The sequence below is a fragment of the Bdellovibrio bacteriovorus genome, from assembly GCF_001592755.1.
In the GTDB taxonomy this organism is placed as follows: domain Bacteria; phylum Bdellovibrionota; class Bdellovibrionia; order Bdellovibrionales; family Bdellovibrionaceae; genus Bdellovibrio; species Bdellovibrio bacteriovorus_E.
On record NZ_LUKF01000003.1, the window covers coordinates 202,049 to 226,328 of the forward strand.

General features: G+C 45.2%; 23 protein-coding genes. 6 read left to right on the forward strand and 17 right to left on the reverse strand.

Features of this window, described 5'->3' with window-relative positions:
- The first annotated feature begins 79 nt into the window (after nt 1–79).
- The gene (pruA, locus tag AZI85_RS04880) at nt 80–3,028 is read left to right on the forward strand and encodes an L-glutamate gamma-semialdehyde dehydrogenase (protein WP_063243023.1); all 2,949 of its coding nucleotides are present in this window, start codon (nt 80–82) and stop codon (nt 3,026–3,028) included.
- 67 nt (nt 3,029–3,095) lie between these two features.
- On the opposite strand, the gene AZI85_RS04885 is transcribed toward pruA, so the two are convergent.
- The 11 genes from AZI85_RS04885 to AZI85_RS04935 form a co-directional block, all read right to left on the reverse strand.
- Nucleotides 3,096–3,620 (reverse strand): isochorismatase family protein, encoded by a 525-nt coding sequence (locus AZI85_RS04885; protein WP_063243024.1) that lies wholly within the window; start codon nt 3,618–3,620, stop codon nt 3,096–3,098.
- 273 nt (nt 3,621–3,893) lie between these two features.
- On the reverse strand, nt 3,894–4,766 hold the full coding sequence (locus tag AZI85_RS04890) for an endonuclease I family protein (protein WP_063243025.1): 873 nt from the start codon (nt 4,764–4,766) through the stop codon (nt 3,894–3,896).
- A 101-nt stretch (nt 4,767–4,867) separates the two neighbouring features.
- Nucleotides 4,868–5,812: a rhomboid family intramembrane serine protease gene (locus AZI85_RS04895; RefSeq protein WP_063243026.1), complete on the reverse strand. Its 945-nt coding sequence runs from the start codon at nt 5,810–5,812 to the stop codon at nt 4,868–4,870.
- Nucleotides 5,809–7,026, reverse strand: a complete 1,218-nt coding sequence (locus AZI85_RS04900; protein WP_063243027.1) for an RDD family protein — start codon at nt 7,024–7,026, stop codon at nt 5,809–5,811. Before AZI85_RS04900 ends, AZI85_RS04895 begins: the two co-directional genes overlap by 4 nt.
- A gap of 39 nt (nt 7,027–7,065) precedes the next feature.
- Entirely contained in the window at nt 7,066–7,680 is a 615-nt protein-coding gene (locus tag AZI85_RS04905) for a hypothetical protein (RefSeq protein WP_063243028.1), read from the reverse strand.
- 191 nt (nt 7,681–7,871) lie between these two features.
- Nucleotides 7,872–9,077: a S41 family peptidase gene (locus AZI85_RS04910; protein WP_063243029.1), complete on the reverse strand. Its 1,206-nt coding sequence runs from the start codon at nt 9,075–9,077 to the stop codon at nt 7,872–7,874.
- A gap of 71 nt (nt 9,078–9,148) precedes the next feature.
- Nucleotides 9,149–9,580, reverse strand: a complete 432-nt coding sequence (locus AZI85_RS04915) for a helix-turn-helix domain-containing protein (RefSeq protein WP_063209163.1) — start codon at nt 9,578–9,580, stop codon at nt 9,149–9,151.
- A gap of 734 nt (nt 9,581–10,314) precedes the next feature.
- On the reverse strand, nt 10,315–10,821 hold the full coding sequence (locus AZI85_RS04920; RefSeq protein WP_063209162.1) for a Dps family protein: 507 nt from the start codon (nt 10,819–10,821) through the stop codon (nt 10,315–10,317).
- A 174-nt stretch (nt 10,822–10,995) separates the two neighbouring features.
- Nucleotides 10,996–11,541, reverse strand: a complete 546-nt coding sequence (locus tag AZI85_RS04925; RefSeq protein WP_253696931.1) for a hypothetical protein — start codon at nt 11,539–11,541, stop codon at nt 10,996–10,998.
- A 186-nt stretch (nt 11,542–11,727) separates the two neighbouring features.
- On the reverse strand, nt 11,728–12,216 hold the full coding sequence (locus tag AZI85_RS04930; RefSeq protein ID WP_063243030.1) for a hypothetical protein: 489 nt from the start codon (nt 12,214–12,216) through the stop codon (nt 11,728–11,730).
- Between the two features lie 81 nt (nt 12,217–12,297).
- The gene (locus AZI85_RS04935) at nt 12,298–13,071 is read right to left on the reverse strand and encodes an AMP nucleosidase (RefSeq protein WP_063243031.1); all 774 of its coding nucleotides are present in this window, start codon (nt 13,069–13,071) and stop codon (nt 12,298–12,300) included.
- Nucleotides 13,072–13,150: 79 nt separating this feature from the next.
- Here AZI85_RS04935 and AZI85_RS04940 point away from each other — a divergent pair, with 79 nt between their 5' ends.
- The 4 genes from AZI85_RS04940 to AZI85_RS04955 all read left to right on the forward strand — a co-directional run bounded on the left by AZI85_RS04940 (nt 13,151) and on the right by AZI85_RS04955 (nt 17,055).
- Nucleotides 13,151–14,050, forward strand: a complete 900-nt coding sequence (locus AZI85_RS04940; protein WP_063243032.1) for a pirin family protein — start codon at nt 13,151–13,153, stop codon at nt 14,048–14,050.
- Between the two features lie 169 nt (nt 14,051–14,219).
- Entirely contained in the window at nt 14,220–15,290 is a 1,071-nt protein-coding gene (locus tag AZI85_RS04945) for a M23 family metallopeptidase (RefSeq protein ID WP_063243033.1), read from the forward strand.
- 200 nt (nt 15,291–15,490) lie between these two features.
- Nucleotides 15,491–16,654 (forward strand): hypothetical protein, encoded by a 1,164-nt coding sequence (locus AZI85_RS04950; RefSeq protein ID WP_063243034.1) that lies wholly within the window; start codon nt 15,491–15,493, stop codon nt 16,652–16,654.
- Nucleotides 16,642–17,055 (forward strand): hypothetical protein, encoded by a 414-nt coding sequence (locus tag AZI85_RS04955; RefSeq protein WP_063243035.1) that lies wholly within the window; start codon nt 16,642–16,644, stop codon nt 17,053–17,055. Before AZI85_RS04950 ends, AZI85_RS04955 begins: the two co-directional genes overlap by 13 nt.
- Before the next feature lie 10 nt (nt 17,056–17,065).
- On the opposite strand, the gene AZI85_RS04960 is transcribed toward AZI85_RS04955, so the two are convergent.
- The 6 genes from AZI85_RS04960 to AZI85_RS04985 form a co-directional block, all read right to left on the reverse strand.
- On the reverse strand, nt 17,066–17,752 hold the full coding sequence (locus AZI85_RS04960; RefSeq protein ID WP_063243036.1) for a Crp/Fnr family transcriptional regulator: 687 nt from the start codon (nt 17,750–17,752) through the stop codon (nt 17,066–17,068).
- A gap of 39 nt (nt 17,753–17,791) precedes the next feature.
- The gene (locus AZI85_RS04965; RefSeq protein ID WP_172795298.1) at nt 17,792–19,174 is read right to left on the reverse strand and encodes a nitric oxide reductase activation protein NorD; all 1,383 of its coding nucleotides are present in this window, start codon (nt 19,172–19,174) and stop codon (nt 17,792–17,794) included.
- A 316-nt stretch (nt 19,175–19,490) separates the two neighbouring features.
- A complete protein-coding gene (locus tag AZI85_RS04970; protein WP_063243038.1) occupies nt 19,491–20,270 on the reverse strand; it encodes a CbbQ/NirQ/NorQ/GpvN family protein in 780 nt (259 codons plus the stop codon).
- Nucleotides 20,257–21,594: a cbb3-type cytochrome c oxidase subunit I gene (locus tag AZI85_RS04975; RefSeq protein ID WP_063243039.1), complete on the reverse strand. Its 1,338-nt coding sequence runs from the start codon at nt 21,592–21,594 to the stop codon at nt 20,257–20,259. Before AZI85_RS04975 ends, AZI85_RS04970 begins: the two co-directional genes overlap by 14 nt.
- Nucleotides 21,595–21,605: 11 nt before the next feature.
- Nucleotides 21,606–22,304 (reverse strand): c-type cytochrome, encoded by a 699-nt coding sequence (locus tag AZI85_RS04980; RefSeq protein ID WP_063243040.1) that lies wholly within the window; start codon nt 22,302–22,304, stop codon nt 21,606–21,608.
- 121 nt (nt 22,305–22,425) lie between these two features.
- A complete protein-coding gene (locus AZI85_RS04985) occupies nt 22,426–23,388 on the reverse strand; it encodes a PAS domain-containing protein (protein WP_063243041.1) in 963 nt (320 codons plus the stop codon).
- A gap of 103 nt (nt 23,389–23,491) precedes the next feature.
- Between AZI85_RS04985 and AZI85_RS04990 the strand changes: the two genes are divergently transcribed.
- On the forward strand, nt 23,492–24,070 hold the full coding sequence (locus tag AZI85_RS04990; protein WP_063243042.1) for a cytochrome c oxidase subunit 3: 579 nt from the start codon (nt 23,492–23,494) through the stop codon (nt 24,068–24,070).
- The last annotated feature ends 210 nt before the right edge of the window (nt 24,071–24,280 follow it).

Here is a 24,280-nt window from a genome sequence, read left to right on the forward strand (position 1 = left end):
CCCCGACTTTGTTCCTGCAAATTACTTGAGTTTTTACTTACACAGAGGGAATATGCGGCCCTCTCATTGAGGTAAAAATATGAACGACATCCAATCGCAAATCGTCGCGCGTGGCGAAGAGATTATGAAGCGCATGGAAGGCCAATCCAAGGCTTCCATTTTCTCAAAAGATTTCTGGTACGGCTCCATCATGGAATGGAGTATGAAAAATGAAAAATTCAAAACGAATATGTTCCGCTTTGTGGACGTGCTTCCTTCAATCAACTCAGGTGATGAAGTTGCTCGTCACTTGAAAGAATATTTCGCTGAAGATGGTGGAAAGCTACCTCCTGTTTTCAACGTTGGTTTGGGATTGGGTTCTTTGGCTCCAGGCCTGATGGCCGGTGCGATTAAGAAAAACGTTGTTGGTATGGCGCAAATGTTTATCACGGGTGAAAATCCAGATGAAGCTTTGCCAGTACTAAAAAAAGCGCGCAAAAACAAAATGACTTTCACCGTCGACATCTTGGGTGAAGCCATTCTTTCTGAAAAAGAAGCGCAAGAATACACGAACAAATACGTAGAGCTTGTGAACTGGCTCGCAAAAGACGCCGAGAAGTGGGACGAAGTTCCGCAGATTGATCGCGATCATGAAGGTTCGATGCCGAAAGTAAACGTGTCTGTGAAAATGACGGCACTTTACTCGCAAATCAAAGACACAGCTTGGGATGAAACTAAGCAAATCTTGAAAGACCGCATGCGCCCTGTGTTCCGTTTGGGAATGCAAAAAGGCGTGTTCATCAATCTGGACATGGAACAATACTCTGTGAAGCACCTGACTTTGGAAGTCTTCACCGAGCTTATTAACGAGCCTGAATTTAAAAATTACAAATACTTCGGTATCGTGATTCAAGCTTACCTTCGTGACTCATTCGAAGACTGCAAAATGTTGACAGACTTCGCAAAAACTCGCGGCACGCCATTCTGGGTTCGTCTGGTGAAAGGTGCTTACTGGGATTACGAAACTATTGAAGCTGAACAACGTGGCTGGCCCGTTCCTGTTTACACGAACAAAGCAGAGTCTGACGCCAACTACGAAGTGTGCGCGAAATACTTCCTTGAAAACATCAAATACATCCGCCCGGCTTTTGCGTCTCACAACGTAAGAACTATTGCAGCTTGTATGATCTACGCTGAGAAATTGAATATTCCGAAAGAAGCTTTGGAATTCCAAATGCTTTACGGAATGGCTGAACCGATCAAAAAAACCATCGTCGACATGGGTTACCGCATGCGTGAGTATGCTCCGGTGGGTGAATTGATTCCAGGCATGGCGTACCTTGTTCGCCGTTTGCTTGAGAACTCTTCCAACGAATCTTGGTTGCGCGGAAAATTCGCCGATAACAAAACAACAGCAGAGCTTTTGAAAGACCCTGCTCAAGGTTTGACTCCGACTTCGCCAATCATTCCTAAGAAACCAGGTAAGTTCTATAACGAACCTCTTCTTGATTTCGCTGTTAAGGCGGATCGCGAAAAGATGCTAAAAGCCTTGGCAGAGATGAAAGCATCTTTGCCAGTGAATGTTCCTGTTGTGATCAACAACAAAGAAGTTCGCACAGATAAAAACTTCGATCGCGTCAATCCTTCTGAATCTTCTCAAGTGATCGGTAAGATCAATATGGCTTCTATTGAGCACGCTGAACAAGCGATGCAAGCAGCGCAAGCGGCTTACAAAACTTGGAAGAATGTTCCTTGCGAACAGCGCGCGGCTTTGGTTGATAAACTTGCAGACCTGATGGTTCGCGATAAATTCAAATTGATCGCAACACAGGTTATGGAAGTCGGTAAACCATGGGCCGAAGCCGATGGTGACGTCGCAGAAGCCATCGACTTCTGTCGTTACTACGCTCGCGATATGCGCCACTTGCAAAAACCATTGCGCGTGGGTGGATTGCCAGGAGAACTTTCTCACTACATCTATAAATCTCGTGGTGTGACGGCGGTCATTGCTCCTTGGAACTTCCCGTTGGCGATCTTAGCCGGCATGGTGACAGCAGCGGCGGTGACTGGAAATACCGTGGTGATGAAACCAGCCGAGCAATCTTCGGTTGTCGCTTATGGCTTGATGAAGCTTGTTCAAGAAGCGGGCTTCCCGGCGGGCGTTATCAACTTCCTTCCTGGTTTCGGTGAAGAAGTGGGCGAACACATTGTGAACCATAAATTCACGACGACTATCGCGTTCACGGGCTCTAAAGCTGTCGGTCTTCATATTTTAAACAGAGCTTCTCATGTTCAACCCGGCCAAACTCACGTGAAGAGATGCATTATCGAAATGGGCGGTAAAAACGCCGTGATCATCGATAACGACGCGGATCTTGATGAAGCGGTGGACGGCGTCTTGTACTCGGCGTTCGGCTTTAGCGGTCAGAAGTGTTCAGCAGCAAGCCGTGTGATCGTTCTTGATGAAGTTTACGATCGTTTCACAGATCGTTTGGTCGAAGCGGCGAAGTCGATCTCTGTCCTTGCAGCAGAAAATCCAAAAGCCTATATGGGCCCGGTGGTGGATCAAGAAGCGCATGAGCGCATCATGAACACAATTGCCGAAAACGAAAAAACGCAGAAACTCTTGTTCAAAGGCCAAGCGCCGACGAACGGTTTCTTTGTTCCACCAACAATCTTCGGTGACGTCGCTGGTGATTCAAAATTAGCGCAAAATGAAATCTTCGGCCCGGTGGTGGCGGTGATCCGTGCGAAAAACTTGGATCAAGCTTTGGAAATCGCCAATAGCACAGAGTACGCTTTGACTGGTGGTGTTTTCTCTAGAAGCCCAGCTAACATCGCACGCGTGAAAGAAGAATTCGAAGTGGGTAACTTGTACATCAACCGTGGCATCACCGGTGCGATGGTAGATCGTCATCCTTTCGGTGGTTTCAAAATGTCGGGTATCGGTTCAAAAACCGGTGGCCCTGATTACTTGAAACAATACATGGAGCCAGCGGCCGTGACAGAGAACACTCTTCGTCGTGGTTTTGCTCCAGCGGAAGAATAGTTTTTTTAAAGACATTCTAAAAAACTAAAAAGGCTTCGTAGAAATACGAAGCCTTTTTTTTTTGTTCTTAGATAGCGACGTCATCCACCCGCCACAGATCGACTTTATCGCGAAGTTTCGCGTTGATACTGGCGATGATTTCCGGGGCTTTTTGAGTGGTCGAATCATAAGTGCTGTGGGCATCTGAAACCAGAATCACTTCAAACCCTGCCTCGAGCGACTTTTCACAATTCGTAACTACGCAGTATTCGGACTGCAAACCTGCGATGATGAGCTTTTTAATTCCCATCTGTTTTAGGCGTTTTTCTAAATCGTTTTCAGCGTAAACGTTGCACTCGGTTTTTTGAATGATAAGGTCACCGACGATGATTTCTAACTCGGGATGAATCAACCAGCCTGGCGTGCGTGGTTCATCTGGTTCTCCAGCGGTGCCACTATTTTGAACAAAAACGACTTGGGTTCCGGAAGCACGAGCTAATGAAAGCAACTTTTTAAGGCGCTCCAACAGATGTTCGGCTTCAAAAACGGGTCTTTTCGGATCAAACATATTCACCTGAGCATCGACTATCATTAAAGCTGTGCCTTGATTCATAATAGACCCCAAAAAGAACAAAACCCACGGTATTTCTACCGTGGGTTATTCATTTATAAAAGAAAAATAGAGGTGAGAACATCATGCTCCCCGAGACCTTCCGTGGTATCACCCCTCCCGTAGAAATGATTGCAACACAACAATTTCAGCATTGCAAGAGTCTAATTTCAGTTTTTTTAAGAAATTTATTGAATTCTTCGAACAAGTGAATGCAAAAAACGAAAAGCCCGTCGTCGACGGGCTTTTGCAATTCAAAAATTTATTATGTTCAGGTTAGAAGTCAGCGATTCTGTCAGCCAACTCTGGGAAATCGATGAACGGATTTCTGTTTGCTTGAGCTTTGAAGATTTCGTTGTTTCTTCTCATCTCTTCTTCATCAACCGGGTCTTCATTATGCCATTTACGAAGAACAACTTCTTCGCGCTGATCAATTGGAAGATCGTAACGGATCGAGAAGTAGAATAAAGCACGCGCTACGTTCCCCTTGTGTGCCGTTGGCGGTTCAAAAACTTCGTCTGAACCCGCCGTTCCCAAACCGTAACGAGATGCGGGGCACTTTAAGTCCAACAAATCTTGAGTCACTTCACCAAATGGATTGTTACCGCGGATGGAATTCAACTGTGAATCTGTCGGGAAAAGATGATGAAGATCTGACTTTTGCACTTCATCTGGGAATCTGCGCGTGAAATGGCTTTGGGGCCAAGTATGCTCAACATTGATCACGCCATTATCAGGGATGCGACCGGGAGCTGGAGGAGTGCCACGGAAATCAGCACGTCTTTTATCTTTATCACAATAAACATCGTGAACTGCGTATCCGTTATTGCCGTCTTTCACTAGGTAGTAGTTTCCCAATAAGAAAACTCTCGCAGCACCGTAACCGATCGCGCTGTGAGCGTAGCATTTGCCTTGGCCAACTTGGCAGCTCTTCACGATCATGTCTAAGGCACCAGCACGTTGAATGTGGTAGCTTCTTAGAACGGCTTTTAATCTTGTTTGAAGATCTTTATTCGAGATACCCGCTTTTAGATCACGGTAAAATTCTTCACCGTAGTACGGGATCACTGTTGTTTGCGACGCATTCGCAACACTGACGGATAATAATGTAAGAACAATCACTGACTTAATGAGCTTTAATAGCTTCATTCGGGTCCACCATTTCGTTTGTGGGTGATTTACAGCCTCTAGGGGTCCCAATGTGTCCCATACGTAATAGAACTGTCAACGGCTATATATTAATTACAATGTCAGGATTGAGTTAAAACCGAATTCGTTGGAGCCTTCCAACGATAAAGAAGCGCCGCCAGAACGCCTAAGAATGTGCCGCCAAGATGAGCAGCATAAGCCACCCCTCCCCCTAAGCCTTCTGGTGTCGACCAGAAATTAGCAAGGTCTACGATCAGAAATAAAGGGATGATGAGCAAAGTTGGTAAATAGATCGGGCCGTAATGCCCCGGCATGGGCGAAACAAAATAAAGAAAGCGAATGCGTTTGCGAGTTTCAGCCACACAGTAAAATGCGAGAAGCGCACTGATTGAGGCGCTGGCTCCCACCATCGGCACTGTTCCATGAGCTTCGGAGAATAAGAATCCAGCTCCACCCGCGATACCGCCAATCATATATATAAAGAGCAAGGCTCCACTTCCGACAAGGGATTCAACTGCAATTCCGATCACAGCTAAAAAAGCCAAGTTTGAAATTAAATGAATCCAGTTCGAGTGAGAAAACTGGTAAGTCACCCAGGATAGAGCGCCTTTTTCGTAAGAGCTTAATCCAAAGCGGAACAACAACTGTTCTTGATACTTCTTGCGGAATTGCTGAATGTCAGAGCGCCACTGGTTGATTTGAATTTCATCACCCTTATAGGCCCAAGTTTCTGCCGTGGCTAAATAGCGAGCGTCGCGAAGGGCATAGGCCCCTAAAACACCCAATTGCTCGGTGTTGTTCGATGTCACTTCATGCACCCACGCCGGCTTTTCATAAAGAAGTTCTGCTGGCAGAGTTTGCAGATATTGATAATAAAGTCGGCCCGTGAGTGTCAGACCGTCTTTCTGCAAAAGATTTGCGGAAGAAACGGAATTCGGCGCGCCACTAAAAATCAGTAAGAAGATAAATACGTTCAAAACCACCAGCGTGATCGTCAGTGGGAAACGTGTGTAACTTCGAAAATCTTCAGGCGCCGGAAGGATCATGGAACCTCGTATCTTTCTTTGAAAGTCTCAATGAAAGAATCGTCAGAGGCGCTTGCAGGAACGCGACCCTTCTTTTTCGGATGAGCATAGGCCATTTCGTTAAGGCCCCACACTGAACGCACAAAACGTTTTTCTAAAGCGGACTTGAGCGCCGGCACTTTTTGCAGCTCTTCGATGAGAGCAAGACTGGCTAGGAAATCTTGTTCTGCGTATTTTTCATCGGATTTAAGAAGCTGCGTAATCCAGAGCTTTGGATCTGCATGTTCCAACTCTTCTTTCTCGCCATCTTCTAACATGTAGCGAGCGGTCGCACATGTTGGCGAAGAAGAGTCTTCGCAGATTTTATCAAAATATTTTTCTTGCTCTGATTCTGTCGCTGTTAAATATTTTGCGAGATAGGCCAAGTCTTGGGAAGACACCGGATCACTCCATAAAGAAACATCGGCCTCTTTGCTAAGGCACTCTGGAGAGATTTCATTTAAAAGATAAAGTACAAGAGCCGCATCCATTCTAGAAGACGTCGTCAAATCGGCGCTTTTAATTTCTTTACATAAAGCCACCGTGCGATTCTCTTTAGAAGCGTACTCCCCGGTTTGCAGCGAATGATAGGTTTTAAAGAAACCAATCACGCCGAAAAGAAGCAAAAATAAAAAGCTCATGCGCATCCAAGAAGCGATGAATTTGGATTCAAGAGGATGAGGGCCGTCATCAGGAACATGTTTCAGTGTCATGACCATTGTGTCGGAAGCTCTTTCATGGAAAGCGCGACGAAGCGGATGACTGACGATTTCTAAAAAAGGAATAGCTAAAACCAAGAATCCCGTGCACCACAAGAAAGCGCGGGTCGCACATTGATTTATCGAAAGACGCTGCTGAGGATGCGGAAAAGACACCACACGCATCTGCATGAAAAGCTGTCCCGGCGTCGCCTGCCAATAGTATAAGAAAACTGCCTGCAGCAAACACGTAAAGAAAATGGCGACGGCGATGACTAGCGTGGCAGAGATCATTCCCTCGGCCGACGTGGCATCCAAAAGAAAATATGTTTTAGTCTGACGAACCAAACCCGCGATAATTAAACTAATTACGGGCGAAAAGATCAGAAAATCTAAAACCAGGGCAATAAAACGATCCGACACCGAAGCAATCGGTGTCGCGGTTTTTTCATTCGATGAAGGTGTAGACTGTGGAGCCGATAGATCGCGAAATACCATAAGGATCGTATCGGCCTGGGACAGGAAAGACTAAAGCAATTATTGTGTAAAATTGATCGCAGAAACGCGACCGTGTTCGTCTGTCACGAATTGGGCGCGGCCGACGATCTCTTTGTTCTCGGAGATCAAAGAGTACACTGGACCTTCTGCTGAGTTTTGCGCCAAACTGACTTGGTCAAAACCAATACCGAAAGCTTCAGAATACTTTGTTAGGAATTCGGCTTTATCAGAAATCGCCATTGGCTGGTCCCCGGCTTGAGCATCAATGAACTCAAGGCTTTCGATTTTACCTTGAGCGAGCTTCATGCCGTAACGGCCTTCCAAATATCCAAAAATCAACTCATCACGAAGAGTCGGAGCGACCGCAAGACTTCCCGCAACGGCGTTCTTATCAGAAGCCAGTTTCTTCGCGAGGTCTTGTTCCCACTTGACGTCTTTCGCTAACGCCGCAGATTCAATACTAGCGACACCACGGTTGCCATTTGTGGTTAAAGTTTCTGGTCCTTGGACCAACCACTGATTTAAGAAAACAGACATGATGAGTACGGAAGCGATGGAAAGAACAAGAACCGCTTTTTGTTCTTGAGCTTTATCCTGCAATCTTTTTCTTACTGACTGAGATTTTGGAAATTCAATCACGCTTGCGTTCCTCATAATGTTTCCCCTCGTAAAATGATATTACTCATTAGTGCGAGGACTGTGCCGACTATAAGTCTATCTTATTCTCTCTCACTGCAAAAGAGCTGAACAGCCGAACAAAAGATGTTTGACGTATTAAAATGATCATCTCATTTCAAGACGAAAAAATTAACTGCCAACCCGCAAAACTAACTCCAAGGCCAGTTTCAATCTAGAGCGCGCTTTACCCAGGAGTCTATTCCTGCCTGCATCTCGTTCAAGTTGTAATAGAGGACCTTGTCCAGTTCGACACCCTGCCCTTCGATTTTGTACTTGTTATGGCTGAGATACAAAGCCTCCGGGATCGAGATCTCCACACCGGGTCCTACTTCATTCAAGGGATACCAAACGCCCACGAGCATTTGACCTCGACTGGGGCTTCCTAGAAGGGGGGCTTTTTTAAACTCTTTAAGAGCTTGTGCGACCATCTCGGCTACTGAAGCTGTCTTTCCATCTACCAAGACTTTGATGTCCCCGCGGAAGCAAGTGTCTTGCTTGAAAGTTTTTAGAAGCACTTCTTTACTGCGGTCCAAAATTTCAAGCTGCTTTTCATCGCGCAAATCATCGGGAAGCTCTGCCGTCACATTTTGCGGAAAGCGAGGTCGAACAATGCGACCCACTTCTTCTGGCTGACACATAACAAGCGAAAGAAATCTTAAGCCTGCGACAAAGTTGCCGCCGGCGTTTCCTCGAAGGTCCACAACCAGACGATTTACGTCTTGCAGTTTCTTCTGAAGTTCCACAATTTTTTCATCGGCGAAAAAATCGGCGCGGAAAGAAGGAATTTGAATCATGGCCGCCTTGTTTTTGAGTTCTTCGAAGCTGACTTCTTCTTTGCGAACGATGTTCGCGGCTTTGATTTCAAAAGCAATTTCTTGCTCTTTTCTTTCTATCAAGTAAGTACCCGACTCGGTCGCCGCTTCCCAAGGATTGGGTTGTTCACGGTTGATACTTTTAATGACGTCCCCTTTTTTTAGGCCTGCTAAAGCTCCCGGAGATTTGGGATGAAGTTTGAAAATCACAAGTTCACTATCAACGAACTCGGATTCGATGCCGGTTTCTAGGGCTTCTCCTCTCCAGATACTCTTCACTTCAGAAGAGTCATAGACCTCGAGATGAGAAACGTTGAGCAAACCCAAAACATTATTGATATCTTTGATGACTAATTTCTTTGGTGAGTACGGCGTTACCAAACGACTGCGACGATGGCAGATGCGGTTCCATTTTTTGACTTGATCATCTTCCAGAAAAATTTTTGACGAAACCAAATCACAAACCACGGGATACGGGTTCACGAAACTTTTTTGCAAAGTGAAATGATACGCTCCGAAGGCGCAGCTGAGTGCTAGAAGTATGGCAAGAACACGACTCATTCCGACAGGTCCCCGAAAAAACAAAGACCGAGTGTGAACACCCGGTCTTCGGTTTTCAATTCAAAAGGGTCTTAAGCAGCCACTTTCTTCTTACGAGCTGCTGAAGGATCGATGTGATATTGTTTTACTTTACGATACAAAGTCGCGCGACCGATACCCAAAGCTTTCGCAGCTTCAGTCAAGTTGCCTTTGTATTGTACGATAGCGTTTTCGATAGCATGAGCTTCAAGCTCTTCCATTTTTTGTACGCTAGATGAAGTTGCTGTCGCTGTTGGGAACTGGATTACGTTACCGCCAGCATCAGAATTTACTGGGCTGTTACCTGAAATCAAAGCAGGAACGCCAGCTACTAGTTGTTGTCTGAAAAATGCATTATCAAGACCTTCTCTCCATTGTGAAGATGAATAGGCTTGAACTGTCACATCGTGTGTTTCCCAGTACTTCTTTGCGTTCTCAATCGTTTCCTGGTTATCGCTCACCACGATCATTACTGTGCGTGACATTTAAATCCTCCCCTTTTGAAACATTATTCAATGCTAATTGACTCACTTTGTACCTATCGGCGTATCACGCTGAGAATTTAGGGCCAGGTGCGATTTTTTTTTGAGACAGTTTAAGTTGGGGGAAAGACTGGGCTTTCTGCCGGGTTATTTTGGGGCTTGATTTCTAAACGGGGCTTCGGTTGGCTGGGAACGAATATAGGGGTGGCTCCGCGGCGGTCGGCACGCCCTCCTGGCTCGTCGCCGCCGCCTTTGGCGGTTCGCGCATCCATGCGCCGGCGAAGGCCGACCTTTGCGGGGCCTCCCCTATATTCGTTCCCAGCCACGTGGGTCCGGTTAGTAATCAACTTCTAAATAACGCAAGAAGTGTCTTAACCTTGTAGGCTGTTCAAAAATTTTATCTTGGTGGGAGTGGGCTGCGTTTTGAAGATTTGTTTTGGGGCTGCTGTTTTTTTGTTTTTAGCAGATGCCTTCGGCGTTGGGATTGTTAAGTTGGCTTTTCAAATTTGTGAACTATGGCTACTGATTTAATAGCGCCACCACTTTTTGTTCACGATTTCACTGCCACCGTGGCAGTAAGCAACTGCGTCGTACTTTATCTTTCGCAAACAAAATCACTTCCACGGTGGCGGTAAGCCATTGCGTTAGGTGTTAAGTATATGCTCTAGATTCAAAAATGAAAAAGCCCTGAGGATTCCCCAGGGCTTTTTTATTTTCAAAATTCCGGAATTAAAGAACTACTCTTCCAACAAGCTTCTTAGCATCCACGCGTTCTTTTCGTGAAGTTGCATACGTTGAGTTAGTAGATCCGCGCTCACTTCGTCCCCTGCTTTTTCTACTTTCGGGAAGATCGAGCGGGCTGTTTTTACTACCGCTTCTTGGCCTTCTACCAATTGGCGGATCATTTCTTTTGCTGAAGGAACTCCGTCTGGTTCTTCGATGCTTGTTAGTTTTGCGAACTCTTTGTAAGTGCCCGGTGCAGGAACGCCCAATGAGCGGATTCTTTCTGCGATCAAGTCTACAGCTGTAGCTAGTTCTGTGTATTGAGTTTCAAACATCAAATGCAAAGTTTGGAACATCGGACCTGTCACGTTCCAGTGGAAGTTGTGCGTTTTTAGATAAAGAGTGTAAGAGTCTGCAAGAAGTCTTGAAAGACCGTCTGCGATTTTGATTCTGTCAGCTTCTGGGATTCCGATATCAATGGCTACGGCGCTTGATTGGGATTTCTTTTTAGAAGATTTCATAGGAACTACCTTTCCTTCTTTAAGAGTACTTTAAAACTGTAAACTAAAAGAGAATCATCCGGAAGTTCTGTCGGGTCTGTGTGCTGTGCGATAAAAGAAAAAAGCCAAGGGTGGAGACCCTTGGCTTGATGGTTACAACAATTTAAGTTGTTTTAGTGAACCCGCAGCTGCGGATTATCTACGGCCGGATTTGATTTTCACTTGAAGTTTAGAGATCAAGTGAACAGCCATTTTTTCTTGAACTTTACACATCTTAAGTTCGTCACGGCGGTATGAACGTTGTGACGGAGTCAAAGTTCCAGTTTCAAGTTCCATTTCATAATCAAGTTTAGAAGAACGGATGCCTTCCAACTCTTTCGTTTGTTGCTTGAAGAGTTTTGTTACGCCTGACAAAGGAGCAACTTCAATCCACTCTTCTTTACCACGATACCAGCTCACCATTCTTAAGAAACGAGCTTTATTTTTTGCCAAAGTGAACTTAGGGAAACCAGTGTCTGGCAATTCTAAGATATTTTCGATTTCATCCAGGTTCGTATCGTCTTCTTCGCCTTCCATCAATAAGTTGCCAGCCATAGTAGCTAAAGCAGCTTCTGCCTCAAGGTCCTCGTCCATATCTGCTTCAAAAGCAGAGGTTTTCTTCATCTCTTTTTCGTTATCAAGGTCCAAGTCTAAGTCAGAGTCGATTTCTTCCGCTTGCATGTTAGTGCCAGGATTGATCAAAGCGAGCCTCCCCAAAATGTACTTCAGTTGTAGTGATTAAAGTGGTGCCAGTTATATCGCACATTTCAGAATGACACAACATGTTAATTGCGTGAAAAAAGGTGAATTTATGAAAAAGGCCCCTGTGAAACCGAGGCCTTTTTCTATTTTCCTATCGAATTTTCATGCATAAACTTTGGGCATTTGTCATCGAACAGCGATGATATCTACTCGGTAACTCCCTAACTTTTTCCAGAAACGCTCGGACTTGGCAGAGACATCAATGCGGTAAATCGGACGACCATCCAAAGCGATTTCTTTGATCGCACCGGAACGTAAATTTCCCTGAAGCGTGTACAAACTTCTCTCTACCATATTGTCAGCGTAAAGAACTTTCACTTCTTTCACATCGATTTCATTGCGTGAGCCGACCAAACGAAGGCTCACGACGCGGGCTAAATCAAAACGCGGATAAAACTCGCTATCCTTAGAACCAAAGCGTCCTGTATCACCCGTGCCCAGTGAGTAAGGAATAAATTCTTCGCGAGGCGGTTCACTGCGAATAGGATCATCGGGACCAGGCTCATAAGGAGCATCCGGCAACGGCCGAGGAGTGGCTTGAACTTCGTAAGAATCAGAAGCCCAAGAAGTCGAAACAGAAATTAAAGTGATTAAAAGAATCGTCCAGCGAGTCATGCAGTTTGCCTCCGTTTAGAAACTAGAAGCTAGTCGACCTGCATGACTTTGAAAATTTCTGGAACAAGAGTTTGTTTGAAATCAATCCCAGCGCAAGTGTTTCACGGATTCGCCGGAATCACGCAACTCGCGCAAAGCATCGATACCAATGTTCAGGTGCTTGTCGACAAAATTCGCGGTGACTTTTTTATCACTCTCTTCTGTCTTCACGCCATCGGGAATCATCGGGTTGTCTGATACCAACAACAAAGCTCCGCGAGGAATTTCGTTCACGAACCCCGTAACAAAGATCGTCGCCGTTTCCATATCCACGGCCATTGCACGTGTTTTAGTTAAGTAATCTTTGAAATTTTCATCGTGTTCCCACACGCGACGGTTCGTCGTGTAAACTGTGCCTGTCCAGTAGTCGCACTGATGTTTTGCGATCATCGAAGAAACAGCTTTCTGCAAGCGGAACGATGGCAAAGCAGGGATCTCTTCTGGAAGATATTCATTACTTGTCCCCTCGCCGCGGATCGCAGCGATTGGCAGAATGAAGTCACCCAATTGGTTTTTCTTTTTCAACCCACCGCACTTCCCTAAGAAAAGAGCTGCTTTAGGATTCACCGCAGTTAGAAGATCCATACACGTTGCGGCAAGGGCACTGCCCATACCGAAGTTCAAGATAGTGATGTTTTCGGCTGTTGCTGATTGCATCGGGCGATCAAGACCGCGCACTGGGACATCGAACTTTTCCGCGAACATCTTCACGTAATTGCCAAAGTTCGTAAGCAAAATGTACTGACCAAATTCGTTCAAAGGCACACCCGTGTAGCGAGGCAGCCAGTTATCGACGATTTCTTTTTTTGTTTTCATGCTACTCCTTAGATTTTCATTCACATGCTAAATTGGTTAAGGCTATCATGAGTTTCCACAGATTGAAAGGGGACATAATATGAGTTCTACACAAAATAATATTCTTATGGAGATTGCTCCCCGTTTGGTCTCTCTCGGTGGCCCCACTGTGCATCGCTTGATGCCTTATGCGAAGAAACGCATGATTGGTCCGTTTATTTTTTTCGACTATTTTCCAGCAACGGATTTCGCTGCGGGAGAAGGCATGGAAGTACGCCCTCATCCCCACATCGGTCTTTCTACTTTAAGTTATTTGCTTGAAGGCGCGGTTCTTCACCACGATAGCCTCGGACATAAACAACTCCTTGCTCCAGGGGATGTGAATTGGATGACCGCAGGAAAAGGAATTTCGCACTCTGAGCGCGTGCCACCAGAACTTCATGGCAAAGCACATCGCCTGCACCTTCTGCAATTTTGGGTGGCTCTTCCGTTAGCGGAAGAAGACCGCGAGCCTTCATTCAAGCATCATGCTGCCTCTGACATTCCTCGCTTTCAGGTGGGTGATGCGGATGTGCGCTTGGTCGCGGGCTCCGCTTTCGGAAAAACATCGCCTGTCGATGTGTATTCAAAACTTTTCTTTATGGATGTGCAGTTAAAAAAAGGCGGAACTTTCGAATTTGATCCGGGCTCTCAGGAACTTGCGTTCTTCATCATCAAAGGAAAACTTTCTTTGGGAGAAAAAGAAATCGCCCCGGATGACTTCGTGATCTTGGAACATGATTCGTCATTAAAGATCACAGCAATGGAAGACACACAAGTTGTCGTATTAGGCGGAGACTCTTTTCCCGAGCCTCGACATATTTTTTGGAACTATGTTTCTTCATCGAAAGAGAAAATCGAGAAAGCAAAACAGGCCTGGATGGACGGAAGCTTTCCGCAGGTACCAGGGGAACCCGATATCATTCCCCTTCCGACTCCGGCCCCTACTCCGTTAAGCTAATTAGACTTCATTACCGACTGCGGATCCGTGCATCCGCAGTGACATTTTTTGAAGCCAACTCACTAAAACTTAGACAGCGATTTCTTGTTTAATCGTTTTAGGGGCCTTTCATAGGCTCCAAATCATGGCCTGTTCTTCGCATTTCCGCCAAAGTGGATCGGAGGAACGTATGCGAAATAAGTTTCTGTCACAGTTACTCGGAAGTCTTTTAGTAATGACTGCGACGCCAGGTTTGGCGCAGGCCTTTGAAGAAATCAATGACACGCTTTACTTGGAAAACAAGCTCGCCATTCATCTTTACCAAGCTTCGGAGCTTGCGGATGGCAAACGTGCCTTGGTCTCGGCGATTGAGTTGCCGGAAGAATCCATTATATCTATTGATATTCACAATATAAACTCTGCATTGAGTGATGCTACTAGTAGTCCGGAACGCATCCGCTTTCCTTTTATTCCTCCAGGAAAAACGGAGATCACTAAAAATAGCGCGGGTTTTGCCTGCGGCTTTCGCATCGTTGACGTGATGGATGAAGACATTCGCTCTGACGAGATCATGGATCGCACAGATCTTTGTCTTTCTTTATCCGATCTTAGAGTCACGGGTGCTTTAGAAAGTAACGGTACAGATGCTCTTAAATCCTTCAATGAATTTATGCAAGAAGGCCGTTTGCACTCGATGAATTCGTTATCTAAATACGTCGATCGTCTGCGTGCCGAAAGAATTGAATTTGGCGTGATTGAAAAAGCGGCCGTACAGACCGTCATCAGCCCGATTAAAAATTGCGGACGTGGTTGCTTAACAGTAACAAGTGAATACGGTATGCGTAATCACCCAGTTCTAAGACGTAAACGCTTGCATAAAGGAATTGATCTACGCGCAGCTACTGGCACCTCTGTAGTCAGCGTGCTTGATGGAAAAGTTCTAGCGACTCGCACAGAGAAAAATCGCCGTACAAAAAGAATTTCAGGTTATGGCCACTACGTCATCGTCGTTCATCCAGGAAATAAACTTGAAACCTTGTATGCTCACTTGTCTGGTTTTAAAAGCAAAGCGGGACAATCTGTGAAGCAAGGTGATCTTATCGCTCTTTCAGGCAACACAGGTATCGGAACAGCTCCGCACTTGCACTTTGAAACGCACATCCAGGGAAAACGCGGTTACGTTCCAGCAAACCCGCGCAGCTACTTAGGTTCAATCCTTTCTTCAGTAGCTTGGATCGCGAACCTTTTTAAAATCGGTTAAAAAATCTTTGCTAGTGGAATCGTCGTTTCAGCGACGGTTCCACACTTTATGGTCCTTAAGCTCTTCATCATTTACGCAATGTACGTGTCGGCGGTCCTATCTCGCATTGGAACAAGTAGGAGTCCCAAATAAATGTCTTCGGCTGATTTAGACAGCGACTGGACTTAACTTTTGCACTTACTTTGCTAGAATAAAAACATATGATTTCACTGGTAGTGTTTTTGAACTTAGCAATGGCCCATTCGTATTGCACACCGGATAACGAGGCCACTCAATCTCTTCAGCAAATCCAAGAAGGTCTTTCTGGATCTCAAAAAGACTTCTGCGCCGATCTGCAAAGAATCTCTAAAAAACAAAAGCCTGTCCATCAACCTCTCTGCAAAGCCCTGTGGGATGATGGAAAATCTTGGTGGAAAAAAATTGCGGAAGAAAAACCGGCCGAACTGGACAAGTCTTCTGAAAAATATCAAAACCCTTCACGCAACGAGATGCTGAAAAATGGTTTTTCGGTCGCCACCGTACAAGACTTGAAGAATACCGAACGAAAATTCAACGAAGTAAAAAATCGTACGGCTTCTCAATGCTGTGGAAGCGATAAACACTGTCTTGAAGCCTTTAAAGCCACGACTCTTCAATTCTGCAGCGACCCTGTCGCAGAGAAAGACCCTAATGTTCCCGATCCGTGCGCAGGCACCGCAGAAGCCTATTTCAGTGTGAATGAAGATAACTATACGAAAAGCTATTATGCCGGAGTCTTTGCAAACACACCCGCCTCTGAGAAAACAGAATTTCTAAAACAGGTTCGCGCAACTTATTCCGATTTCAATCCTGGGAAAATATATTCTGGTTATATCAGCCTCGGGAAATATAAACGCGGCGAAACTCAAGAATTAGACTACACGATCCGCCACGAACTGGGACACGCTTGCAACTATGTTCGCTTGCAAATTGGCGAACGAAGTGGAACGAGTCTTTCCACAGCCAACGGAGCTTATGAAGGCTTTTGTGGTCACGACCCCGTTGAACACTATAATTATACGGTGATTGATAACTTGTTGGCGGGAAAAAATGCGTCGGCATTAAAACAATGCATGCGTAATAAAGTGGAAAAAGAAACCTTTGACACCAATGATTATGCCTTCATTAAAGACAGCTGCTTTGGCTCTAAAACCGAAGAAGCTCTGGCCGATGTTTTTTCCGCGCTTACGGTCAAAGAAAGCGAGATGCCCAACTTAACAATGCAACTTTGCTTTAACTCCCCTTCCGCTATTCATTCGGCAGGCCACTCGACATTGGATTGTGTACTCAACCATGCGCCGGGATACGCGGCAAAGCTTTCAAAGGGACTTTCATGCACACAGTAATAGCTGTGTTATTCTCTTCGTTGCTTTCATTTGCTCAATCTCCTTTTCAGATTGAAGTTCGCAAAATTGAACCTAGCAAAAAAGCGGAATCTTATCTCGAATTTACTTTTGATGGAAAAGAATGCCATCTTAAGAAAGCAGGACTCTTAAAGAAGATTTCGACGTCAGATTGCAAAACCACAACTCAAAAACTTTTAAAATATTTAAAAGAACCTCAAAGCATCGGCGATTATCTGCATCCGCAACGTCGCTATTACCAAGTGAAGGTCGAAGGGGCTGACGGAAAATGGAGTCGCGTTATACTTCGTGAAAAGACCCGAGTCTGCACCGCGAGCGGCCACTGCACCGAGCCTCTTAAGACGGCTCCGACCCTGATTGCCGAGGAGCTTTTAAAACTTTGATGACTGTTTGCTAGGTCGCCCCGAGGGTGATCTTCACTAAGACATCCACACGAAGAATTTGCATATACTGTTCAGTGGTTTGAATGACTCCTTCTTTAGACCATGGACTCATCGTTCTGATCACCGATTCTACGGTGACACCTAAAACGTCGGCCATTTCTTGACGAGTCACTGGAACTTTTAGTTTATGCACACCTTCGGTCGAAACCTGATCCATTAAATCTAAAAGCAGTTGAGCTAAACGCACCGATAAATGAGACCGCATTAAAACTTTGTGCATGTGCATCTGCTGCATTCTTCTACCTAATAATTCTTGCACACGACTAGCGACGGCCGCATTCATTTGCCAAGCCGTGGGATACACATCTTTGGGTATTTTTAAAAATCGAGACGGTCCCATAGAAACTACAGAAACAGGATAAATCGGCTTCGGATTGCACATGATTAAAGCACCCACGATATCGCCAGGCAGAACGACTTGCACAATCGAATCACTGCCTCCTAAAGAAGGACGACACAGCTTATACGCCCCACTCAAAACAATTCCAAAATAGTGAGCCTGCTCTTCAAAATGAAATAAAACATCGCGGTGTTGATTGAATGTGACCCGGCCCCCTTCGCAAAGATAGCGGACCACGTTGTCGCCAAATCCCTGAAACTGTTCGAATCGTTTGAGCTCTTCTAAATGTGCTTCCATAAAGGACCTCTATCGCAGGAAGCACGGTGCGTTGTTGAATTAAAGTGTCCTCTTTTTCAACCAACGCCAAAGGGCTTCTTTGGTTTTCGTCGGATCGGCGATACATTCATACTCATCAACCGAAAAATATTTTTTTACCGCATCCAGGGAATCTGATGAAAAACCCAGCATGTGGAAGCCGATTCCTTCTGACCGTGCTTCGCTGACGGCCTTTCTGAAGTCGCTCACTCCGTAAACTCCTTCATAAAAGTCAAAATCAGTCGGTTTTAAATCAGATAAAAAAAGCACCATCTTTCTTCTCGACTTGATCTTCGAGAAGACCTCTACCGCGTGCCGTATCACCGGCCCTAGTCGTGTCGAGCCTGTAGGTCGGATATCATCAAGGCCCGCAAATTCAGTCGATTTATTCGACATTGGGCGAAGCCAATCAAAGTGCACCTCTCGTCGCGTGTTCGAATAAAAGCTTGCCGCTCCCCAAGTCACCGGCAACTCCGGTAGCAGGTTCGCAAGTATCTTTAAACATGACAGCTCCATATCCAAAACCCGATGGTCTCCCACCCAGGAATCAGTAGAAAGACTGCGATCCACTAAGATCAGTATGGCGCTATCACTTCGTGCAAGCTCCTTATTCTGATAGACTTTTTCCTGAGGTGTTTCACCAATGAAACGATCTACCTGGAAATCCACGAGTCTATCGATATCGATCTCATTTCCTTCTACAATGCCGCGTTTTAAAAGCCGTTGATTCAAATCAATTACAAATCGATTCTTCAATATGCCGCACACTTTCTTTTCTTCCGTATTCATTTCCGGCGAATTGACGCTTTTTTCACCTTCTTTTTGCGGTCCACATTCAAATAGCTGAACCCAGTCTTTTTTGAAAGTGTGATGGCGATAATTCCACTCTGGGTAGAGATGAATTTGGGCATTCAGGGTCGGCTCCGAAGTTGAAATGTTTTCCAACCCTTCTTGCAGGTCCACCCTTAAGTACGCACGGCTGGATTGTTCTGAATGAACCGTTGAGTCCACTTTCAGTTCGGTCAGAGCATTTTTATGTTCGTCTAAATCATCGCTGGAATCGACTTTTTTACGTCCTCCCTTAAATTGATCTAAAGTAAAAACTTTTTCGAAAGCGTGGACCAAAGGATTTTCATCTTGTTCGTTGTTGAACTCATTAAGTTTTTGCAGTTTTCGCGTTCGCTTCATCCGAACGCTTTCATGCGCTGAAGTTTTTTCTTCGGAAAGAACTTGCATCCTACCTTCAACCGGCAATGCCCTGGTGTCTTCTTTGGTAAAGTCGCGTCCCCCCCACGGCCCCAAAGACGATTTTGAAACACCCTCTGCAAAGTATTCTGGAAAGTAGCGATGCGCTTGATCTTGAAGAGATTCAAACCCGGGATATCGTGAATTCAAAAAAATCAAGACATCGTTTAAGGATTCGTAGTTATGAATAGGGGCCGTTAATAACAAAGTCGAAAAGAGATAGTAGGTTTCACAGGCGGAGCTGCCTTTTTTTGAGTAGACTTTTTCAGGCAGATAAAGACGATGACCATCGAAAAAAGCGGCGTCATCCACAGAAATGATCTGGACGGATTGTCCCCAATTGAAACTAGCCAAAATTTCTAAGCGAAATTTCAAATTTTCCAAAGACAGAGATGGACCTTTAAGAGCTTCTACGGAAGATTCATAGCGTTTGTAGAAGAATCCAAAAAGGCCTTCGTCCCATCCCATAAATCACCTAAAAATAAAGAGCCGCGGCTTCGCGCAGCGCTTCGACGGTTTCAGATTCATCTGTAAGGGCTTGAATGATCCCACAGTCCACCGACGCTCTTCTCGGGGCTCCTTCTTTGATAAGTGCTGCCGCCGCAATGATTAAGCGAGTGGAAACTGTTTCTCGCAAATCGAGATGGTCCAAGCTTCGAACTTTTGCGGAAAAACGAACCAGCTTTTCAACTTGAGTTTTTTCTAGTCCACTTTCTTTATGCACAATCTCGACTTCATCGTCTTCTCGGGGATAATCGAATGAAAGTGCCATGAATCTTTGCTTCGTCGACGGCTTCAGTTCCTTTAAATGACTTTGATAATGAGGATTGTAACTAGCGACGATCATAAAGCCGGGACTGGCATGCAAGGTTTCACGCGTTTTATCAATAAAAAGAGTGCGACGATGATCTAACACCGGATGAAGGGCCACGATGATATCCTCACGCGCCTCGGCCACTTCATCCAGATACAGAATGGCGCCATCGCGCAAGGCCTTCACCAACGGACCATCTTGCCAGAAGGTCTCCCCGCCTTTTAAGATGTATCGTCCTACCAAATCCGTGGCGGATGTTTCTTCATGACAAGCTACTTCTATCAGCGGTCGTCCGACTTTTTCTGCCATGTACTGAACGAAGCGGGACTTTCCACAACCCGTTGGCCCCTTAAGCAAAAGAGGCCAAGAAAGTTTGTAAGCTTTTTCAAAGAATTCAATTTCTCGATCCCGAGGATGATAGAAAAGTTTATTTTCTTTCAATTAACACCTCATCTGAGGGCAGACCAAACTTAACGAAGTTCCAGATATAAGCAATGATACCGACCGTAAACAGTGTCGCTGCCATCACCAACCCCAAGAAATGCACCTCGACCTCTTTTTGTACGGCCAAGAAATCCATTCCCATGCGTCTTTCCAGAACGACTTGAGTCACACCCGCAATACCGAACGCGACCGTCATGGCCGTCATGCCGATATTCGATGTCCAAAAAGCAAAAGTGTTCATGCCGGAGTCGGAAAGTTTACGCCCCGTCATCACCGGCATGGCATAAGCGATGATTGCTAAAATCAACATCGCATAAGCACCCCAAAATGCTAAATGGCCATGCATTGCTGTGACCAGCGTCCCGTGAGTGTACATATTTACTTGAGGTAGCGTATGGGCAAATCCCAAAAAACCTGCTCCAACAAACGACATCACCCCCGTTCCCACGGTCCAAGCTAAAGCTATGCGATTGGTATTGTTGCGTCCGCCTTTACGAGCCATCACGATGGCATACATTGCCATTCCCAGAAACGCGACCGGCTCTAAGGCACTGAACAATCCACCAATCATCAGCCAATATTTTGGCGTACCAATGTAGTAGTAATGGTGACCCGTTCCTAAAATTCCCGATAGAAACGTAAAACCCACAATCACATACAACCATTTTTCAATCACTTCGCGATCGACACCTGTCAGCTTGATTAACAGGTAGGACATAATCGCCCCCATGATAAGCTCCCAAACACCTTCCACCCAAAGATGTACGACCCACCATCTCCAATAAGAGTCGACAGTCTGATTTATCGTGGGAATCATTCCGGGCAGATACAAAAGAGCCGCCATCAACAGGCCGAAAAAAAGAACCATCGAGGTCGTCGTATATCTTTTAGACTTCCATATAGTGCCGCCAATTAAGAAAATGAAGAGAAGCACATCTACAACCACTAAATAATCGAGGGGTCGCGGGATCTCTAAAAACTTACGCCCTTCCCACCAGTTAAAATGGAAACCGATGATGGCCGTAACCCCGACAATCACTAAAGCGGCCCATTGCACGACCGCGAGCTTTGGAAAAATAATTTCTCGGTCTGATTCTTCGGGCACGATCCAATAAGCGGCACCCATGAAACCCGCTAACAGCCACATCACCAAAAGATTTGTATGCGTGGCTCTGGCAGCATGAAAAGGAATCCAATCATGCAAGACATCCAGCCCCATATGGGCAAATCCCATAATGAAGCCATAGACAAGTTGTAAACTGAATAAGAGCATACAAGTTGCAAAGAACAAATAGGCAATTTTTTGCGATTTAAATTTCATAACAACCTTCTTTATTTCTGACTGGATAGGAACTGTACGACTTCTTCTAACTGTGCATCCGTCAAAGGAAGCGTCGGCATTGTCGTATCCGCCTTCACCGCCTTCGGATCTTTGATCCAAGATTTCAACCACGCCGTGTCCTTACGATTGCCGATGCCGTCAAGGGCCGGTCCCACACTTCCCCCGGCTCCACTCAAAGTATGGCAAGCCGTGCACATCTGTTGGAATATTTCTGGTTTCGGTAAAACGTGAGTCGCGAGATCAGCCGGACCCACGCCTTCTGTTTTTTTAGGCGCCAATGGAGGATCCGCCGGGAAGCCATTTAAATTCACTTCTCCAGACCATTTCAGAAATGCCACCAAAGAATTGATCTCGTCTTCAGTAAAATGATACTGTTGCATTTTGCGATCGTTCGGATACATGGCACGCGGGTCTTTCAGCATCTGACGAATGAAGATTTCTCCCCTTCGCTGATAAACCTTCGTGAGCTCTGGAGCATAGTAGGCGCCCTCACCAAAAAGGGTGTGACAACCCATGCAGTTGTTATGCTCCCAAAGGTCTTTCCCTTTTTTTACGGACTCAGTAATTTGATCTTCGTTGGTCTGAGCGGGAATGCGGTGAAATGTATCAATGGTTAACAGAACAAAGGCCAATGAACAAAGTCCTGTTCCTAATAGGAAGAAGGCTTTCGCACCTGATTTCGTTAACATGGTTTTCCTTTCTTAGTCGGCAACTTTTATAAGTGACTCTGAAGCCAACTTGTCACTTTCTTTAAAACACGGTTATGACATTCATCATAACGAACCCAAATCTTAGGAATGAGCGTGCAAACTAAGTTTCCCACTCCAAAAGTCGTCTTTCGCCCTGAATATTCTTGATATCCGTGATGTCTTGGGAAAGCTCAATGACGCCACGATATTTTTGGTTCGCATCGCGCACAGCAAAGTAACGAATGTGAATCGTGCGGCCGCGATAGTTAATCCAAAACTCGGCGGTGCTCTGTCGACCTGATTTAAACTCTTCCAAGATTTTTAAGACCGTGCCGACACTTTTCGGCGGATGACAAAACCCCACCTCGCGCCCGATCACACCAGCGCTTCGAGGAAAAACTCTTTCTTCTCCGCGGTTATAGAAAAGAACTTTGTCATTTTCGTCGACATAGGTCAGATCGATGGGCATGGTTTGTAAAAGCAAATTAATTTGCTCCAAACTTAAAGACCCTTCATTCATTTTCAACGTTCCCGCATCCAGGGGGTTTATGATAGCCCGTTCCGGTGCGTTTGCTGCCGTCGAGGATGAAAGGGATTTTTTATGCATCCATCCGATTTCTTCTTCGCCCAAGGCCGCCATCTTCCAGTCTTCTTCACTTAAGATATCCAGCGAAATGGGGAATAGCCGTGATTCTTCGATCTGAATCATGCGACCCATTTCGCTGACCAATAGCACGACGTCGTTTTTTAAATCTTTTATTTCTTTCTTTTCTATCTTTGCGCGAATATCGCGAATTTGTTGCCGGATTTGGTCGTGAAAACTCCACATCCCGTGACTAGGCCCCAGCCATCCCTTCTTTTCCAGAAAAGGAAAGAGCTGGTTTTCTTTCCGAACGTAACGAATATCCACCTGGGCGGCTTGATTGAATAAATTAAAAAAAGATGGAAAGTCCTTTTCAGGATCGGCTTCAGACAACCCCATCAGAATGTTTCTTAAATAATGATTTTCATCTAAATAAATTCGAACAGGATGATTTTCATCTAACTTTTTGGCGTATTCAGGTAATTCAATTAGGTTTTGCATACGGCTATAAATACGCCTTCCGCGCAAAGACCGTTATGACATTTCTCATAACAACCAGGTCTATCCCCGTGTTAGGTTTCATCTCACCACGAAGGGGTGTCGTATGAGGAAGTACAGCTTAGATCGCCTGCCAGGCTCGGTTTTAATGTGGCTTATCGTTGTCAACGAGCTGATTGTTTTCATAGGGATTCTAGGTGCGTTCCTTCTTTATCAAAGTAAAAATTCGGAGGAGTTTTTAAATGGTCAGGCCAATCTAAGCCTGACACATGGATTAGTATCCACCATGTGCTTGCTTATAGGCGGTTTCTTTGCGGCGGAAGGAATCCGCTACTTTCATTTAAATAAAAGATCACGAGCCCGTGTTCATCTGCTTCTGGCCGCCTTTATGGGAATTTATTTTCTTTTTCATAAGTGGCAAGATTTCCGTCAACAATGGTCGCGAGGTAATGACTTTGTCGCCAACGATTTCTGGCAATACTATTGGCTCACGATGGTGTTTCATTTCGCTCATGTAGTTGTTGGCGTGGGACTATTGGTCTATTTGTTCGCACGATCTTTTCCAAAACAAGATCTGCCGGAACTTTCTGTTAAAGATTACGAATCAGGCGTGCTTTTTTGGCATATGTGTGACCTTGCGTGGATTTTGATTTTTCCTGTCTTTTTCTATGGAGCCACATCATGAATTATATTGCATTAGTCATTTTACTTTTCTCCTTGGTGCTAATGTTAGCCTTTTCCAGCCTTCAGGCCGCTCTCATTCTGAGCTTCACCAAGGCCATGGTGATCTTAACTTATTTCATGGATTTACGAAAAAGGAATGGATTCTTCCACTGTCTTTCGTATTGTTCATATTTTTCACTTTTTTTTATTTTGTTAAAGGTTTTTAGGCTTC

Bases quoted from the DNA above. Each gene is read 5' to 3' on its own strand.
- AZI85_RS04905 (WP_063243028.1), bottom strand. From the start codon at position 7,680: ATGAGGAACGCAAGCGTGATTGAATTTCCAAAATCTCAGTCAGTAAGA.
- AZI85_RS04885 (WP_063243024.1), bottom strand. From the start codon at position 3,620: ATGAATCAAGGCACAGCTTTAATGATAGTCGATGCTCAGGTGAATATG.
- AZI85_RS04985 (WP_063243041.1), bottom strand. From the start codon at position 23,388: ATGCAAAACCTAATTGAATTACCTGAATACGCCAAAAAGTTAGATGAA.
- AZI85_RS04990 (WP_063243042.1), top strand. From the start codon at position 23,492: ATGAGGAAGTACAGCTTAGATCGCCTGCCAGGCTCGGTTTTAATGTGG.
- pruA (WP_063243023.1), top strand. From the start codon at position 80: ATGAACGACATCCAATCGCAAATCGTCGCGCGTGGCGAAGAGATTATG.
- AZI85_RS04915 (WP_063209163.1), bottom strand. From the start codon at position 9,580: ATGTCACGCACAGTAATGATCGTGGTGAGCGATAACCAGGAAACGATT.
- AZI85_RS04920 (WP_063209162.1), bottom strand. From the start codon at position 10,821: ATGAAATCTTCTAAAAAGAAATCCCAATCAAGCGCCGTAGCCATTGAT.
- AZI85_RS04960 (WP_063243036.1), bottom strand. From the start codon at position 17,752: ATGGAAGCACATTTAGAAGAGCTCAAACGATTCGAACAGTTTCAGGGA.
- AZI85_RS04900 (WP_063243027.1), bottom strand. From the start codon at position 7,026: ATGGTATTTCGCGATCTATCGGCTCCACAGTCTACACCTTCATCGAAT.
- AZI85_RS04890 (WP_063243025.1), bottom strand. From the start codon at position 4,766: ATGAAGCTATTAAAGCTCATTAAGTCAGTGATTGTTCTTACATTATTA.
- AZI85_RS04980 (WP_063243040.1), bottom strand. From the start codon at position 22,304: ATGTTAACGAAATCAGGTGCGAAAGCCTTCTTCCTATTAGGAACAGGA.
- AZI85_RS04945 (WP_063243033.1), top strand. From the start codon at position 14,220: ATGCGAAATAAGTTTCTGTCACAGTTACTCGGAAGTCTTTTAGTAATG.
- AZI85_RS04950 (WP_063243034.1), top strand. From the start codon at position 15,491: ATGATTTCACTGGTAGTGTTTTTGAACTTAGCAATGGCCCATTCGTAT.
- AZI85_RS04940 (WP_063243032.1), top strand. From the start codon at position 13,151: ATGAGTTCTACACAAAATAATATTCTTATGGAGATTGCTCCCCGTTTG.
- AZI85_RS04955 (WP_063243035.1), top strand. From the start codon at position 16,642: ATGCACACAGTAATAGCTGTGTTATTCTCTTCGTTGCTTTCATTTGCT.
- AZI85_RS04975 (WP_063243039.1), bottom strand. From the start codon at position 21,594: ATGAAATTTAAATCGCAAAAAATTGCCTATTTGTTCTTTGCAACTTGT.
- AZI85_RS04910 (WP_063243029.1), bottom strand. From the start codon at position 9,077: ATGAGTCGTGTTCTTGCCATACTTCTAGCACTCAGCTGCGCCTTCGGA.
- AZI85_RS04895 (WP_063243026.1), bottom strand. From the start codon at position 5,812: ATGATCCTTCCGGCGCCTGAAGATTTTCGAAGTTACACACGTTTCCCA.
- AZI85_RS04930 (WP_063243030.1), bottom strand. From the start codon at position 12,216: ATGACTCGCTGGACGATTCTTTTAATCACTTTAATTTCTGTTTCGACT.
- AZI85_RS04935 (WP_063243031.1), bottom strand. From the start codon at position 13,071: ATGAAAACAAAAAAAGAAATCGTCGATAACTGGCTGCCTCGCTACACG.